This is a genomic window from Lachnospiraceae bacterium JLR.KK002 (assembly GCA_036941025.1).
In the GTDB taxonomy this organism is placed as follows: domain Bacteria; phylum Bacillota; class Clostridia; order Lachnospirales; family Lachnospiraceae; genus Petralouisia.
This window is the reverse complement of record JAYMNP010000001.1, coordinates 3,927,471-3,943,460: the sequence shown is the minus strand read 5'-3', so window position 1 is coordinate 3,943,460 and position 15,990 is coordinate 3,927,471. Positions and strand designations below refer to the sequence as shown.

Below are 15,990 nucleotides of genomic sequence, written 5' to 3'. Positions count from 1 at the left end.
AGAGAAAGCCCTCCGGGCGGGATGCGCAGCTCGCGGAGATGAAATTTATTGCTGCGCAATCCGCCCGCGCGCAAAGAATGCGCCTGCGCATTCTTTTTTATAAAAAAAACAGTAGGAATTTAGAAAGAAATATGGTAAGATAACAACCGGAGCCTGTTTTATGGCTTCAACACTGCAAAATCTTAAATTGGACAAACACAGGAAAAAGGCGCATGAATTTCCAGGAAACGCCCATACTAAAAACAGTGATTTTCAGAAAGGTCATGCACCGTTCCGGCATTTCGGCATAAAATAAGATAAGCTGATAACCACAGCCCGGTACTGAACATACGGTGCTGACACGTGACCCCCGGAAAAGGAAAGATTTACAAATCGACAAAGTGTGTTATAATAGTACATAAAGATTTTTTTGTCAAAAACATGACAAAGGCAAAAAGATGTTACTATGATAACTTCCTGTACGAAAAATATAGCATAGAGGTGCAATATGGAACAGTATGTGATTAAAGGAGGTAATCCGTTAGTCGGCGAAGTGGAAATCAGCGGAGCCAAAAATGCGGCCCTTGCAATTCTGGCAGCAGCCATCATGACGGATGAGACCGTAACGATAGATAATTTACCCGATGTAAGGGATATTAATGCTCTGCTTCAGGCAATGGGAGACATTGGAGCAAAAATAGACAGAACAGACGCACACACCGTTAAAATAAATGGTTCTTTTGTAAAAGATATTCCGGTAGACTATGATTCTATGAAAAAAATCAGAGCCTCCTACTATTTGCTGGGCTCAATGCTGGGCAAATACAAGCGTGCGGAGGTGACCCTGCCTGGCGGCTGCAATATCGGAAGCCGGCCCATGGATTTGCATATTAAGGGATTCCGCGCCCTGGGAGCCCATGTGGAAATCCGCAACGGCGCAGTTGCGGCAGAAGCAGATCGTTTAATCGGAAGCCACATTTATTTAGACAAGGTATCTGTGGGCGCCACCATTAATATTATGATGGCGGCGGTTATGGCAGAAGGAAAAACTACCATTGAAAATGCAGCCAAAGAGCCTCATGTGGTGGATGTGGCCAATTTCCTGAACAGCATGGGGGCAAATATCCGCGGTGCGGGCACCGATGTTATCCGTATTGTGGGAGTGGAGAAACTCCATAAGACAGAATACTCCGTCATTCCGGACCAGATTGAAGCAGGTACCTTTATGTTCGCGGCGGCAGCCACCAAAGGAGACGTTACGGTCAAGAATGTGATTCCCAAACACCTGGAAGCCACCACAGCCAAATTGCTGGAGGCAGGCTGTGAAGTGGAAGAATTTGACGATGCTGTCCGCGTGGTAGCCTCAAAGCCTCTGCGGCATACACAGGTTACTACTCTGCCCTATCCGGGATTTCCTACGGATATGCAGCCCCAGATGTCCGTGGTACTGGGAATTGCCCAGGGAACCAGCACTGTAACAGAAGGTATCTTTGAAAATCGCTTCAAATACGTGGATGAGCTGACCCGTATGGGCGCAGATATTAAAGTAGAAAGCAATATTGCCATTATCAACGGGGTGAAAGGCTATACCGGAGCCAGAGTCAGCGCACCGGATTTAAGGGCCGGAGCTGCTCTTGTCATTGCAGGCCTTTCCGCTGAAGGCATTACCATCGTTGACGATATCCACTATATCCAGCGGGGTTATGAATCTTTTGAGACCAAGCTGGAAGGCCTCGGAGCCCAGATTGAGAAGGTCAGCACCGAGAAAGAGATTCAGAAGTTCCAGTTTAAGGTAAGCTGAGGAACTTTTTCGTAAAGAACCGGAATATGACGGAACCATCTCTCAGGAACGTCCGGAAAAATCTTTAAACAGAATTTTAAAAATAAAGCTGAGCAGCCTTTGATTTACAGGCCGTTCAGCTTTTATATTATATCATATTTCCCCACAGGATATGGAAAACGATGAATTTATACAAATTTTATAAATTTTTATAAATTTTCCATATGATTTTCTACAAAAACTGGTATAATATAAGCTGTCGGAGGTTACAGCATTATTATGAAATTAAGGACCAGATTAATCATTTCATTCTGTATTATTATATTTGTGCCGGTGCTTCTGGCAGTGGCAACCATATGGGGATTCGGCCAGTACCAGATGAAAGCGGTACGCCAGATTTACAATATAGACGGCAATGCCTATGACTATTTTGTAAATTCCTTTAAAGTGCTCAGCCACTTTACCAAATCAACGTATGAAGACCTCCAGAAGGTGGCAAAAAACCAGCCGGAACAGCTGGAAGACCCCGCCTGGCTGGAAAAGGTCAACCGACAGCTCTCAGATAAATACTCCTATCTCCTGGTCCGTAAAGGGAAAGAACTGATTTTCAACGGAAATACCGGTTCTGAAATCATACTGGAAGAAGATCTGCCGGAATATGACAGCGATACCATACAAAGCGCAGCTTCCGGATTCTATATGGAAGGGGAAGAACAGGCCCTCATCAAACAGATTGATTTTAACTTTCAGGACGGAGGCAACGGAAGCGTCTTTATCGTCACATCCATGGAGCGGATTCTGCCGGAAATCAAAGGCGTTCTGCTGGATTTGATGATTTCAGTGCTTCTGATTCTGATTTTCACCGCAGGAATGCTGACAGTCTGGATTTATCAGGGAATTATCAATCCCATTCGCAGGCTGGAAATAGCTGCTCAGAATATCAAAGCCGGCAACCTGGATTTCACCGTCGATGCCGAAGGAAAGGACGAAATCGGAGAACTCTGCCGAAACTTTGAGGAAATGCGGCTTCGTCTGAAGGAGTCAGCAGAAGAAAAAGTAGCCGGAGAAAAAGAAAACAAAGTCTTAATCAGTAATATTTCCCACGATTTGAAAACCCCCATCACAGCCATCAAAGGATATGTGGAGGGCATTATGGACGGAGTAGCGGACACGCCGGAAAAGCATGACAAATACATCCGTACTATTTACAATAAAGCAAATGAAATGGACATGCTGATTAACGAGCTGACACTGTATTCCAGAATTGATACCAACCGAATCCCTTATAATTTTAACCGAATCAATGTGGCAGATTACTTTGAAGACTGTGTGGAAGAAGTAGGTCTGGATTTAGAGGCCAAAAATATCAAGCTCACCTATATCAACTATGCAGACAAAGACGTGCTGATTATTGCAGACCCGGAACAGCTCCGGCGTGTCATTAACAATATTATCGGCAATTCCGTCAAATACCTGGACAAATCTCAGGGCTTTATCAATATGCGCATCCGGGATGTGGGGGATTTTATTCAGGTTGAGATTGAAGATAACGGTAAAGGAATCGCCGCCAGAGATCTGCCCTACATTTTCGACCGCTTTTACCGCACGGACGCTTCCAGGAATTCAGCCACCGGAGGCAGCGGTATCGGCCTGTCCATCGTAAAGAAAATTATTGAGGACCACGGCGGAAAAATCTGGGCGAACAGCAAAGAAGATACGGGAACCATTATGTATTTTGTAATCCGGAAATACCAGGAGGTAATAAATTGAGCAAAGTATTGATTATTGAGGATGAAGTGGCAATCGCCGATCTGGAAAAAGATTATCTGGAGCTGAGCGGCTTCCATGTGGAAATTGAAAATAACGGCAATCAGGGCCTCGCACGGGCGTTAAGCGAAGAATTTGACATGTTCATTCTGGACTTAATGCTGCCGGGGGTAGACGGATTTGAAATCTGCAAAAAAATCCGGGAAAATAAAAATACCCCTATTTTAATGGTATCCGCCAAAAAAGACGACATTGATAAAATCCGCGGCCTGGGACTGGGCGCAGACGACTACATTACCAAGCCCTTTTCCCCCAGCGAACTGGTGGCCAGGGTAAAAGCTCACCTCTCCCGCTACGAACGCCTGATCAACAGCAGCATTCAGGAAAATGACGTCATCGAAATCCGCGGCCTGAAAATTGACAAAACAGCGCGCCGGGTATGGGTTAATGATGAAGAAAAACAGTTTACCACCAAGGAATTTGACCTGCTCACATTCCTTGCTCAGAACCCCAACCACGTATTCTCCAAAGAAGAACTGTTCAGCCAGATCTGGGATCTGGAATCGGTGGGAGATATTGCAACCGTCACCGTACACATTAAGAAAATACGGGAGAAAATCGAATTCAGCACCACCAAGCCCCAGTACATCGAAACCATATGGGGCGTAGGCTATCGGTTTAAGGTATAAATTATGACAGACATCATATACGAAGACCAGGACATTATTGTCTGCCATAAAATGCCGGGAATCCCCGTACAGACTGCCAGAACCAGCCAGTCCGATATGGTGAGTATGCTGCGGAATTATTTTGCAGACAAAAAGGAATCCTCAGACGTGTTCATTATCCGGCGTCTGGATCAGCCTGTGGAAGGGATTATGGTATTTGCCAGAAACCGGCAGGCCGCAGCCATACTGAGCCGGCAGGTACAGGAAAAAACAGTAAAAAAGGAATACCTGGCACTGGCAGAAGGCATCTTTTCAGAGTCTTCCGGTATTTTGGAGGACTGGCTTTTACGAGATGGAAAAACCAACACATCCCAGGTAGTTTCCAAAAACACCAAAGGCGCTAAATCAGCCAGACTTTTTTATGAAGTACAGCGTGTATTTCATGAAACGCCTTATTCCAAAGGACCGGTCAGTCTGCTGAATATCCGTCTGGACACCGGACGCCATCATCAGATTCGCGTGCAGATGGCTCACGCAGGCCATCCCCTTCTGGGCGACAAAAAATACAACAAAAACTGTCCGCCAGGTTATCTTCCGGTGGGACTTTGCTCCATCCGGACGTCATTTCAGCATCCCTCCACGGGAGCACCTGTGGAATTCTGCGTTCAGCCCATGGGAAAACTGTTTGCAGAACTCATGTAACATCTGCCTGGCATGGAACATTCAACCAGGCCTGTGTTTCCCGCATAAAAGACGGAAAATACCGCATACTGATTTCATGAAAACAGAAGCAAAAGAAAGTATGCGGAGCATAGGAAAAGTTCTGGGAATTACTCTGGCTGTTTACGCCGGCCTCCGCTGGCTGTTTCCGCTGGTAATTCCTTTTTTTGCTGCTTTTTTGCTGGCAAAACTCCTGAACCCGCTCACCGAAAAACTGGAGAATAAATTAAAACTGAAAAGAGGTATATGGGCTTCCCTGCTGGTAGGAATCCTGTTATTGCTCCTTGGGCTGGCAGTATTCTTTTTCCTGAAAACCCTCCTGGAGCAGCTCAGGAATATAATGGAACAGTTTCCGAGCTACAAACAACAGGCCGGCGTGTTCTGGGAGGAATGCTGCTGCCAGATTGAAAACATTACCGGTATCAAAGCCGAACTGATTCAAAGCAGGGTGGAAAAGCAGCTTCCGTCACTCATAAACCATGCAAAAACAAACATGCTTCCCACGGTAATGAACGGAACCATTTTGTATGCCAAAAACCTGTTTGTGTTCCTGGGCGTCTTTTTTGTAATCATCATCAGTACTATTCTGATACTGAAAGACTACAGGAATATGCGCCAGGCACTGGAGCGTCATCCTGTAGGAAACATGGCTCTGAACGTCTGCCGCAGGACTTACGAAGCCGGAGGAGCCTATGTCAGATCTCAGCTCATCATCATGGTAATCATCACGGTCATATGTGTGGCGGGACTGTACTTTTCCGGAAATGAATATGCACTGCTGGCGGGATGCGGTATCGGTATCTGCGACGCCATGCCCTTTCTGGGAACCGGAACCATTTTTGTACCCTGGGCTGTCATTGAACTGGTGCAGGGAAAATACATGCTGGCAGCCATTTATACCATTATTTACACCATATGTACCCTCATGCGCGAAATTCTGGAGCCAAAACTTCTGGGTAATAAACTGGGTATGCATCCCCTGGCAGTAATCGTAACCATGTATGTGGGCCTGGAGATTTACGGACTGTGGGGATTTGCTCTCGGCCCCCTTTCCTACATTTTAATAAAGGAAATCTATCTGGTGACTTGACAATCCGTATAATTTGTCTTAGAATAACCATTACCAACAAACACAGAAAACTGGCGAAGAAAAGGATCAGTACGGACAGGAAGATGTACAGAGAAGAAATCATCGGTGAAAGATTTCCCATACCAGTGTCCGGAACCCGCCCTGGAGCCGCGTATGAAAATACGACGTAGTGCCGCGTTAAGGCCATTGAGCGAACAGCAGTTTTGCTGTTAATAAGGGTGGTACCGCCGGATTTCCGGTCCCTGAGGGGATTGGATATCCGGCTTTTTTTATCTTAACTGTTTGCAATCTGAAAAGAAAAGGAGAAAACATCATGGCAAAGGACAAAAAATTAGTGGAAGCCATCACATCCATGGATGTGGATTTTGCACAATGGTATACGGATGTGGTCAAAAAAGCAGAACTGATTGAGTATTCCAGCGTAAAGGGCTGCATGGTAATCAAACCTGCCGGTTATGCCATCTGGGAAAACATCCAGAAAGAACTGGACCGGAGATTTAAAGAAACAGGGGTGGAAAACGTATATATGCCCATGTTTATTCCGGAAAGCCTGCTGCAGAAAGAAAAGGACCACGTGGAAGGATTTGCACCCGAAGTAGCCTGGGTAACCCACGGAGGCCTGAATCCGTTACAGGAAAGAATGTGTGTCAGACCCACCTCAGAGACACTGTTCTGCGACTTCTATGCAAATGACATCCAGTCTTACCGCGATTTGCCCAAATGCTACAATCAGTGGTGCTCTGTTGTCCGCTGGGAAAAAGAGACCAGACCTTTCCTGCGCTCCAGAGAATTCCTCTGGCAGGAAGGCCATACAGCCCATGCCACAGCAGAAGAAGCCGAAGAACGAACCCTTCAGATGCTGCACCTTTACGCTGATTTCTGTGAAGAAGTACTGGCAATGCCGGTAATCCGCGGGCGGAAAACAGACAAAGAAAAATTTGCCGGCGCAGAAGCAACCTACACCATTGAAGCGTTAATGCACGATGGAAAGGCTCTTCAGTCCGGCACCAGCCACAACTTCGGAGACGGATTCGCCAGAGCATTCAACATTCAGTACACGGACAGAGACAACAAACTGCAATATGTACACCAGACTTCCTGGGGCATGACTACCCGCCTGATTGGCGCAATTATCATGGTACACGGAGATGATTCCGGCCTGGTGCTCCCACCGGAAATCGCACCGGTTCAGGTTATGGTGATTCCCATTCAGCAGCATAAGGAAGGGGTTCTTGACAAGGCTGCCGAATTAAAAGACACATTGAAGCAGGCAGGCATTCGTGTGAAAATGGACGACAGCGACAAGAGTCCCGGCTGGAAATTCTCTGAACAGGAAATGCGCGGAATCCCCATTCGCGTGGAACTGGGCCCCAAAGATATCGAAGCCGGAAAATGCGTACTGGTACGCAGGGACACCAGAGAAAAAATCGAATGTGCACTGGAAGATACGGCCGCAACTGCAAAAGAACTTCTGAAAACCATTCAGAAAGATATGTTTGAACGGGCTAAGAATCATCAGCAGTCCCATATTTCAGATGTAACATCCTATGACGCCTTCAAAGACGCTGTGGAACAGAAACCCGGATTTATACGTGCCATGTGGTGCGGCAATGCGGAATGTGAAAATAAAATAAAAGAAGACACAACAGCAACTTCCCGCTGTATGCCCCTGGAAGAACAGAAGGCCGTTTCCGACGTATGCGTCTGCTGCGGAAAACCGGCTCATAAACTGGTTTACTGGGGAAAAGCATATTAGAATAAAACATTTTCGCCCGGTCTCAGTCTGCCCGGCAGGCTGGGTTCTGGCGAAGAAAAAATATCCAACAACTAAAAGGCTGCACCGATATCAACTTCATCTGGTGCAGCCTTCTATGCTATGTTGTCCATGGGACTCTACCTCATTCTTTCTGAAATCCTGATTCCTTTCCTGGAAATTTTGCTACCTCTGAGTCAAATGGTATGTATCCATATATGAACGAATCCAACTGGAATATCATACACTCTTTTTCTTTGATTGCTAACTCAGGGCTTCTCTTGAAATTCCTCCTGATTTCTCCTTTTTCTTAAACCTTTCTGTCCGGACTTCTGAATCTGTAAATCCTCTGTTAAATCCTGTACAGAACATCTCATATCCGCTTCCGTCTCATCCTGTTTCCCCATTCCGAAAATATAAGTTCGGATGTTACCACTTATGCTCATATCCGTTTCACGTCTGAACCGTCCGGAATCATCCAGATTAAATACCAGCAATTCGGATAATAACCTTATTATAATTTCCCATTCCGAAAACTCCATTTCTGATTTCAGCTTCTGAAAATAATTCTGTTTCAGAAATTCAACTTCCGACCATACATTTCAAAATTCCTTATTGGAAAGATTTCATTTCTGTCTGTCCTGTATCTCCTCTGCCTGTAAACTGAGAAGATTTCATTTTCCTCTTCTGGTGGTCCGTACCTCTCTTTCTTAAATTATGAGATATTACATTCTGTTTTCGGTGGTCTGTACCTCCTTCTTTGAATTTTGTTTGTTGTCTCTGTTGTTTTGTTTGTGAGTTCATTATATCTAATAAATCCTGAAATGTCAACAATTATTTTAAAAATTTTATATTAAACCTGCTTATAACTGGTATAATATAAATAAGCTGTAGAATATTCTGAAAATTCAAGGGGCAGTAAGAAAGCCCGCTATTCCAAATATGAAAATAGCGGGCCGAACATTTACTTCTGTGCTGCTTCATAAGCAGCCCGACATGCTTTGGCAAGCTGATCTCCGCAGGAAGTTGGCCGCCCATTGCAGGAAATGCCGCCGATTTTTTCTTCCACCTGCTCAATGGTCAGACCTTCTACCAGTTTGGGAATTGCCTGCAGATTACCATTGCAGCCGCCGGTAAACTTCACAAATTTTACCACATTCCCGTCCAGTTCCACCTCAATCTGCGTAGAACAGGTTCCTCTGGTCTTATACATGTAACTCATGTTATCCATCTCCTTTTCCAAAATATTCCTCATCCTGTTTCCGGTATGAGAGCGCACCTCCTTCCGAAATATCCCCGCAGGTACATCGCATCCGGTAATTACCATGCCCTGCCGCACGCCGGAAAATATTATTGAAAAGTATAACACAAAACCCCTGGAAGGAAAAGGAATTTCATAAAAAATTCATAATTCGTTCATGGGATAAAGTATTGTGAATAAAATCATTAAGTGGTACAATATAAGAAATTGTCTTTATAAACGGAATAAAACCGGCGGCGCTGCCGGAGTGAAAACAGGAGCAAATATTATGGGTATTATGAATAAAGTTTTCGGGACCCACAGTGAGCGGGAATTAAAAAGAATCAATCCCATTGTGGAAAAAATTGAATCTTACCGCCCTTCCATGGTGGAAATGCCCGATGAACAGTTAAAAGGCAAAACAAAGGAATTTAAGAAACGGCTGGAAGACGGGGAGACACTGGACCAGCTTATGCCGGAAGCATACGCGGTAGTAAGGGAAGCTGCAAGACGTACCCTTGGAATGGAGCATTACCGGGTACAGTTAATCGGCGGTATCATTCTCCATCAGGGACGCATTGCAGAAATGAAAACCGGTGAAGGAAAAACCCTGGTATCCACCCTGCCGGCCTACCTGAACGCCCTGGAAGGAAAAGGAGTCCATATTGTTACCGTCAATGACTATCTGGCTCACCGTGACGCGGAATGGATGGGAAAGGTACATGAATTTCTGGGACTGACCGTAGGCGTGGTACTGAATTCCATGGATAACGACGAACGCCGGAAAGCCTATGGCTGTGACATTACCTATGTAACCAACAATGAACTGGGCTTTGATTATCTGCGCGACAATATGGTCATTTACAAAGAGCAGCTTGTACAGCGGGATCTCTGTTATGCCATCATCGACGAGGTGGACTCGGTACTGATTGACGAAGCCCGCACGCCCCTGATTATTTCCGGCCAGAGCGGGAAATCCACCAGTCTTTACGAAGCCTGCGACATCCTGGCAAGGCAGCTTACCCGCGGCGAGGATATGCCGGAATTTTCCAAAATGGACGCCATTATGGGTGTGGAACAGGAAGAAACCGGAGACTTCATTGTAAATGAAAAAGATAAAGTAGTTAATCTTACCGCAGAAGGTGTGAAAAAGGTAGAGCAGTTCTTCCGCATTGAAAATCTGGCTGACGCGGAAAATCTGGAAATCCAGCACAACATCATTCTGGCTCTCCGCGCCCACAATCTTATGTTCCGGGACCAGGATTATGTGGTACAGGATGAAAAAGTCCTGATTGTGGATGAATTTACCGGACGAATTATGCCGGGCCGTCGTTATTCCGACGGGCTCCATCAGGCCATTGAGGCAAAAGAACACGTAAAGGTAAAGCGTGAAAGCAAGACACTGGCCAACATCACTTTCCAGAATTTCTTTAATAAATATACAAAAAAAGCCGGCATGACCGGTACTGCCCTGACGGAGGAAAAAGAATTCCGGGATATTTACGGCATGGACGTAATTGAAATTCCCACCAACATGCCGGTGATCCGTGAAGATTTGCAGGATGCAGTATACAAGACCAAAAAGGAAAAATTCCATGCAGTTGTGGAAGAAATCGAAAGGGCCCATGCAAAAGGCCAGCCGGTACTGGTAGGTACCATTACCATTGAGACTTCCGAATTAATCAGCGGAATGCTGAAACGCCGGGGTATCCAGCACAAAGTTCTGAATGCAAAATTTCATGAACTGGAGGCTGAAATCGTGGCTGAGGCAGGCCAGCACGGAGCAGTAACCATTGCCACCAACATGGCAGGACGCGGTACTGACATCAAGCTGGATGAAGACGCCAAAGCCGCCGGCGGCCTGAAAATCATCGGTACGGAACGCCATGAATCCAGACGTATTGATAATCAGCTCCGGGGACGTTCCGGACGTCAGGGAGATCCGGGTGAATCCCAGTTCTTTATTTCTCTGGAGGACGATCTGATGCGCCTGTTCGGCTCCGAGAAGCTAATGGGCATGTTCAATGCACTGGGCGTGCCTGAAAATGAACAGATTCAGCACAAAATGCTGACAAATGCCATCGAAAAAGCTCAGATGAAAATTGAGAGCAATAACTTTGGAATCCGTAAAAACCTGCTGGAATACGACCAGGTTATGAATGAACAGAGAGAAATCATCTATGCGGAACGCCGCCGGGTACTGGACGGAGAAAGTATGCGGGATGTTATCTACAAAATGATTACGGACCGGGTGGAAAATACGGTGGATACCTGTATTTCAGCAGATCAGGGAAGCGAGGAATGGGATCTGAAAGAGCTGAACCAGCTTCTGATTCCCATTATCCCCTTAAAGCCCGTGACTCCGGATGATGTGAAAGATATCCAGGCCAATGAGCTGAAACACAGCCTGAAAGAGCAGGCTGTAAAAGCATATGAAATGAAAGAAGCTGAATTTCCGGAACCGGAGGCTGTCCGTGAGCTGGAGCGGGTGGTGCTTCTGAAAGTCATTGACCGGAAATGGATGGACCACATCGACGATATGGACCAGCTCCGCCAGGGCATAGGCCTGCAGGCCTACGGCCAGCGCGACCCGCTGGTGGAATATAAAATGAGCGGTTATGATATGTTTGACGGAATGATTGCAAATATTCAGGAAGATACCGTACGCCTGCTGTTCCATGTGAGAATTGAGCAGAAAGTAGAACGGGAACAGGTGGCAAAGGTAACGGGAACCAACCGTGACGAATCCATGCAGAAAGGTCCCAAAAAGCGTGAATCTGCCAAAGTATATCCGAACGATCCCTGTCCGTGCGGAAGCGGGAAAAAATATAAACAGTGTTGCGGAAGAAAATAGAATCCGGTATTATTTTCCCGTATCCGGAGCAACGTATACATCCTGACTCTGTACAGCAGAAAAGCATTTTCACTTTTTATGTTGCGAAATATTGCCCAAATAACGAAAAGGCTGTCAAATCCATGATTTTTACCCATGGACAGGCAGCCTTTTCTTGACTTTGACAGGCCGTTCAAGGTAAAATGGATTTGTAGATACAGTTATATTTAAAGGTGATTTATGAGATGAAGAAAAAAGAAAAAAAAGAAGCATCCGGCCAGGCAATGGCCCTGATTGTATCCATTGTCATAATTTTCTGTATCCTGGGCATGTTTGTATTTTCTGTTGCCGGAAGAACCGCTCAGGAAATGTCTGCTGCAGCCATTGACAACCTGAGCGAAAATCTGGATTTAATTCAGGGTACCATTGAAGCAATCCTGAAAAAAGAAGCAGAATTCCAGAAACTGATTGCCAGAGAAATTGAAATGATGGAAAATCCTGAAGAATTTATCCAATCCTATAACCGTAACGAAACCATGGTAAAACTGTCTCTGGTACCTGCCGGAGAATCCGAAGGATTTTCTAATACAGGAGAACCGTTTTATCCGGAAGAACTGGATTTTTCCTCCGGAAAAACAGTGGAAGGCCTGCCTGTTTCCGCTTCTTATATAAACCATATGGGAGCATGGGCCTATACTTTGAAATGCCCGATTATGCAGGAAAACCAGGAAACTGCAATGCTCTATATTGAATATATCTATGAATCTCTGGACACAGCGCTGCCCAACAGGTTTTATAACAGTATGGCTTCTCTCTATATTATGGACGCTAAAAGCGAACGGCTTGTCCTGAAACCCAAAGGAATGGGGGAACGGGAAGCCGGCCATATAAATCTGGAAGATTTCTACCGTGCCAACCAGATTATGGAAGAAGATGTACGCAATGAAATTAGCAGGAGTATAAAAGACGGAAAGAATGTCATGTTCTACCATGATGTGCAGGAAAAAAAATCTCTGATTTACATGTGGGCAGTCAATGAAGGCACTATTTACCTGATTGGATACGTACCGGTGGAAGCCATACAACGGGAAGGCAGCGCAGTAAATCAGAATATTTTCACGGTAGTGGCTGTTATGCTTATCGCTTTTATGTTCTGCTGCGCCTTGTATTTTTTCACGGAAAGGCAGCAGATAAAGGCCCGGAAAGAACGGGAAAAGGAGCGGGAACTGCACAACCGTCAACTGGCAGAAGCCCTGCAGGCAGCACAGGTGGCCAGCAAATCCAAAACCATGTTTCTCTCCAATATGTCCCACGATATCCGGACGCCCATGAACGCTATCCTTGGATTTACCACACTCCTTGCAAAAGATGCGGATAATTCCGAAAAAGTCCGGGAATACACCAGAAAAATCACTGCATCCGGACAGCATCTGCTCAGCCTGATCAACGATGTACTGGATGTTTCCAAAATTGAAAGCGGAAAAGTGGTACTCAATATTGGCGAATTTACCCTGAGCAATATAGTGTCTTCTGTGGACGCCATTATCCGTCCGGCGGCAAAATCCAGAAAACAGACCTTCGAGGTAACAGTAACCGGAATAAAAAATGAATGTCTTGCAGGGGATGAAACAAGAATTAACCAGATTCTGATTAATCTGCTCTCAAACGCAGTAAAATATACTCAGGAAGGCGGATGCATCTGGTTTCGGATTATCGGACTGGAGCAGCGCTCCAGCCAGTATGAACACCTCCGGATTGAAGTGGAGGACAATGGCTACGGCATGACGCCGGAATATCTGGAAACTGTTTTTGACGCTTTTACCAGAGCAGAAAACAGTACTACCAATAAAGTGCAGGGAACCGGCCTGGGCATGGCCATCACCAAAAATATTGTGGAGCTGATGGGCGGAACCATTCACGTGACCAGTGAGCTAAACCATGGAAGCCTGTTTACGGTAGATCTGGAACTGCGTATTCCGGAAGAACGTACAAATAAAACCTTCTGGAAAAATCATAATATTTCCAGAATTCTGGTGGTGGACGATGAGGAAGATATCTGCAAAAATGTCCGGATATTAATGGAAGATGCAGGTGTTCTGGTGGATACCGCTCTGAACGGCGAAGACGGAACCCGTATGGTCTGTCAGGCAAGCCGGGAAAACGAACCGTACCATGTGATTTTACTGGACTGGAAAATGCCCGGTATGGACGGAATAGAAACAGCCAGGAAGATTCGTGCCTCGGTGGAAAATCACATCCCCATTCTGTTTCTTACCGCATACGACTGGGATGAACTGAAGGATGAAGCTGTCCAGGCAGGAATCGACGGATTTCTCGCAAAGCCGTTTTTTGTCTCAGCACTGAAAGAAAAAATTCTGGAAGTGGGCACAGAACCGGAACATCATGGGGAGGCCGCCGGAACCGGGGAACAGTACGGTCTGGAAGGCTGCCGCTTCCTTGTGGCGGAAGATAACGAAATCAACGCGGAAATCCTGACACAGCTTCTGGAAATGGAAGGCGCTGCCTGCGAAATTGCCGAAGACGGCCAGGACGCGCTGGAATGCTTTAAAAATACGCCGCCAGGAACCTTTGACGCAGTTCTTATGGACGTTCAGATGCCCCGAATGAACGGATATGAAGCTACCAGAGCCATCCGGGAACTGAACCGTGAGGATGCCGCCGCAATACCCATTATTGCAATGACTGCAAACGCTTTTGCCGAGGATGTAAAAGAAGCCCTGGATGCAGGTATGAATGCCCATATTGCAAAACCGGTAGATATGGGTCTGCTGCGGAAGACCGTAAATCAGTATATGAAAAGAAAGGAACCGGAAAATGAGGAAAATAACTTATAGAGCAGGAGTTATCCTTTTGCTGGCCGGGCTTATGGCTGTCACATCAGCATCCTGCGGGCAGAACAATTTTTTCGACAAAAATCTGGCTCAGGAAAATGAAAACCGTATTCATTCGGTTCTGCTGTTTGCTCCCATGGAGAAATCTGACCCGGAAAATGATAATATAGCAAGAACAGCATTTGACATAACCGTGGGCATGGCGGAAGAAAAGCTGGGCGTAACGGTGGAATACCGGACTTACACAGCAGAAAATTATCAGGAAAAAACTTATGATGAAGTGTCCCTGGACCGGGCGCGGAACCATATGGACGACTTCTATCTGTTAAATCCGGACACTGTCCAGGCACTGGGCGAGGAAGGAAAACTGGCGGATTTATCAGACCTTGACTGTGCGAAAAACCTTCGGGAAGTTGTAAAAACTGCAAATACCGTCAATGGAAAGCTGGTGGCTATTCCTCAGGAAGTTGTGGTAAACGGCCTGTTTGTAAATAAAGACATGTTTGATAAATATAATCTGGAACTGCCCAACACACCGGAAGAATTTCTGGAATGCTGCAGAGTATTTAAAGAGAACGGCATTGAAACTCCCGTAGGAGCCAACCGCTGGTGGCTGGAAAACTTTGTTCTGGCACAGGCCTACGCTGATTTATATAATGGAGATACCACTGACCAGGAAATTGCCGCATTAAACAAAGGCGAGACAAAATACAGTGATTACATGCGCCCTGGCTTTGTATTTCTGCAGGAGCTGATTGACCGGGGATATATAGACGCCAAAACAGCTTATACTTATGAAGCAATTGAGGGAGAAGGCCCTGATTTTCTGGCTCAGAAAACGCCCATTGTCATGGCCTACTGGGGCGCTGCAAATGCGGACACAGCTTATGGAAAACCGGATTTTAATATGCAGGTCATCGGATTTCCCAGTAAGCTGGGACAGATGCCCGTGGTACCCATGACAGGTTTTGCTGTCTGTGCAGAAGCAGAACATCTGGAAGATACCATGAACGTTCTGGACGTGATTCTTTCCGATGAAGCTCTCCAGATGTACGCTGAAACCAATAACGTTATTTCTCCTTCCAAAAATGTGCGGGTAGACTGCATTGACGCTTTAAAGCCTCTGAACGACCGTTTCAATGAAAATATTTATGTACTGGGCTCCAATGCCAGTATGAAAGTGGAGCAATGGGGAAATACCTGCAATATCGTGCGGAATCTGTTAAACGGAGCAACTGTGGAGGAATGTATGGCGGAATTCGACAAACTGCAGGAGGAATCTCTGAAAGAATAAGCATGTTTTTATGA

Annotated in this window: 11 protein-coding genes and 1 other annotated feature; of the genes, 9 read left to right on the top strand and 2 right to left on the bottom strand. The window is 45.8% G+C overall.

Annotated elements, in window-relative coordinates:
- The first annotated feature begins 487 nt into the window (after window positions 1-487).
- The 6 genes from VSQ32_19185 (at window position 488) to proS (ending at window position 7,760) form a co-directional block, all read left to right on the top strand.
- Window positions 488-1,780, top strand: a complete 1,293-nt coding sequence (locus VSQ32_19185) for a UDP-N-acetylglucosamine 1-carboxyvinyltransferase (GenBank protein MEH2944903.1) — start codon at window positions 488-490, stop codon at window positions 1,778-1,780.
- Window positions 1,781-2,038: 258 nt separating this feature from the next.
- Window positions 2,039-3,529, top strand: a complete 1,491-nt coding sequence (locus tag VSQ32_19180; GenBank protein ID MEH2944902.1) for a HAMP domain-containing sensor histidine kinase — start codon at window positions 2,039-2,041, stop codon at window positions 3,527-3,529.
- Window positions 3,526-4,215: a response regulator transcription factor gene (locus VSQ32_19175; protein ID MEH2944901.1), complete on the top strand. Its 690-nt coding sequence runs from the start codon at window positions 3,526-3,528 to the stop codon at window positions 4,213-4,215. Before VSQ32_19180 ends, VSQ32_19175 begins: the two co-directional genes overlap by 4 nt.
- 3 nt (window positions 4,216-4,218) lie before the next feature.
- Window positions 4,219-4,896: an RluA family pseudouridine synthase gene (locus VSQ32_19170; protein ID MEH2944900.1), complete on the top strand. Its 678-nt coding sequence runs from the start codon at window positions 4,219-4,221 to the stop codon at window positions 4,894-4,896.
- A gap of 76 nt (window positions 4,897-4,972) precedes the next feature.
- A complete protein-coding gene (gene ytvI, locus VSQ32_19165) occupies window positions 4,973-6,004 on the top strand; it encodes a sporulation integral membrane protein YtvI (GenBank protein MEH2944899.1) in 1,032 nt (343 codons plus the stop codon).
- A gap of 47 nt (window positions 6,005-6,051) precedes the next feature.
- Window positions 6,052-6,251, top strand: a binding site (T-box leader).
- Window positions 6,252-6,317: 66 nt separating this feature from the next.
- On the top strand, window positions 6,318-7,760 hold the full coding sequence (gene proS / locus VSQ32_19160; protein MEH2944898.1) for a proline--tRNA ligase: 1,443 nt from the start codon (window positions 6,318-6,320) through the stop codon (window positions 7,758-7,760).
- Window positions 7,761-8,026: 266 nt separating this feature from the next.
- Here the strand turns inward: proS and VSQ32_19155 are convergent, their stop codons facing one another.
- Both VSQ32_19155 and VSQ32_19150 read right to left on the bottom strand, forming a co-directional pair.
- Window positions 8,027-8,299, bottom strand: coding sequence for a hypothetical protein (locus tag VSQ32_19155; GenBank protein MEH2944897.1), 273 nt, complete (start codon window positions 8,297-8,299; stop codon window positions 8,027-8,029).
- 422 nt (window positions 8,300-8,721) lie between these two features.
- Window positions 8,722-8,979, bottom strand: a complete 258-nt coding sequence (locus tag VSQ32_19150) for a TIGR03905 family TSCPD domain-containing protein (GenBank protein ID MEH2944896.1) — start codon at window positions 8,977-8,979, stop codon at window positions 8,722-8,724.
- A 307-nt stretch (window positions 8,980-9,286) separates the two neighbouring features.
- On the opposite strand from VSQ32_19150, the gene secA reads away from it, so the two are divergent.
- The 3 genes from secA (at window position 9,287) to VSQ32_19135 (ending at window position 15,976) form a co-directional block, all read left to right on the top strand.
- Window positions 9,287-11,851, top strand: a complete 2,565-nt coding sequence (gene secA / locus VSQ32_19145; GenBank protein MEH2944895.1) for a preprotein translocase subunit SecA — start codon at window positions 9,287-9,289, stop codon at window positions 11,849-11,851.
- 224 nt (window positions 11,852-12,075) lie between these two features.
- Window positions 12,076-14,685: a response regulator gene (locus VSQ32_19140; GenBank protein ID MEH2944894.1), complete on the top strand. Its 2,610-nt coding sequence runs from the start codon at window positions 12,076-12,078 to the stop codon at window positions 14,683-14,685.
- Window positions 14,666-15,976, top strand: a complete 1,311-nt coding sequence (locus VSQ32_19135) for an ABC transporter substrate-binding protein (GenBank protein MEH2944893.1) — start codon at window positions 14,666-14,668, stop codon at window positions 15,974-15,976. Before VSQ32_19140 ends, VSQ32_19135 begins: the two co-directional genes overlap by 20 nt.
- The last annotated feature ends 14 nt before the right edge of the window (window positions 15,977-15,990 follow it).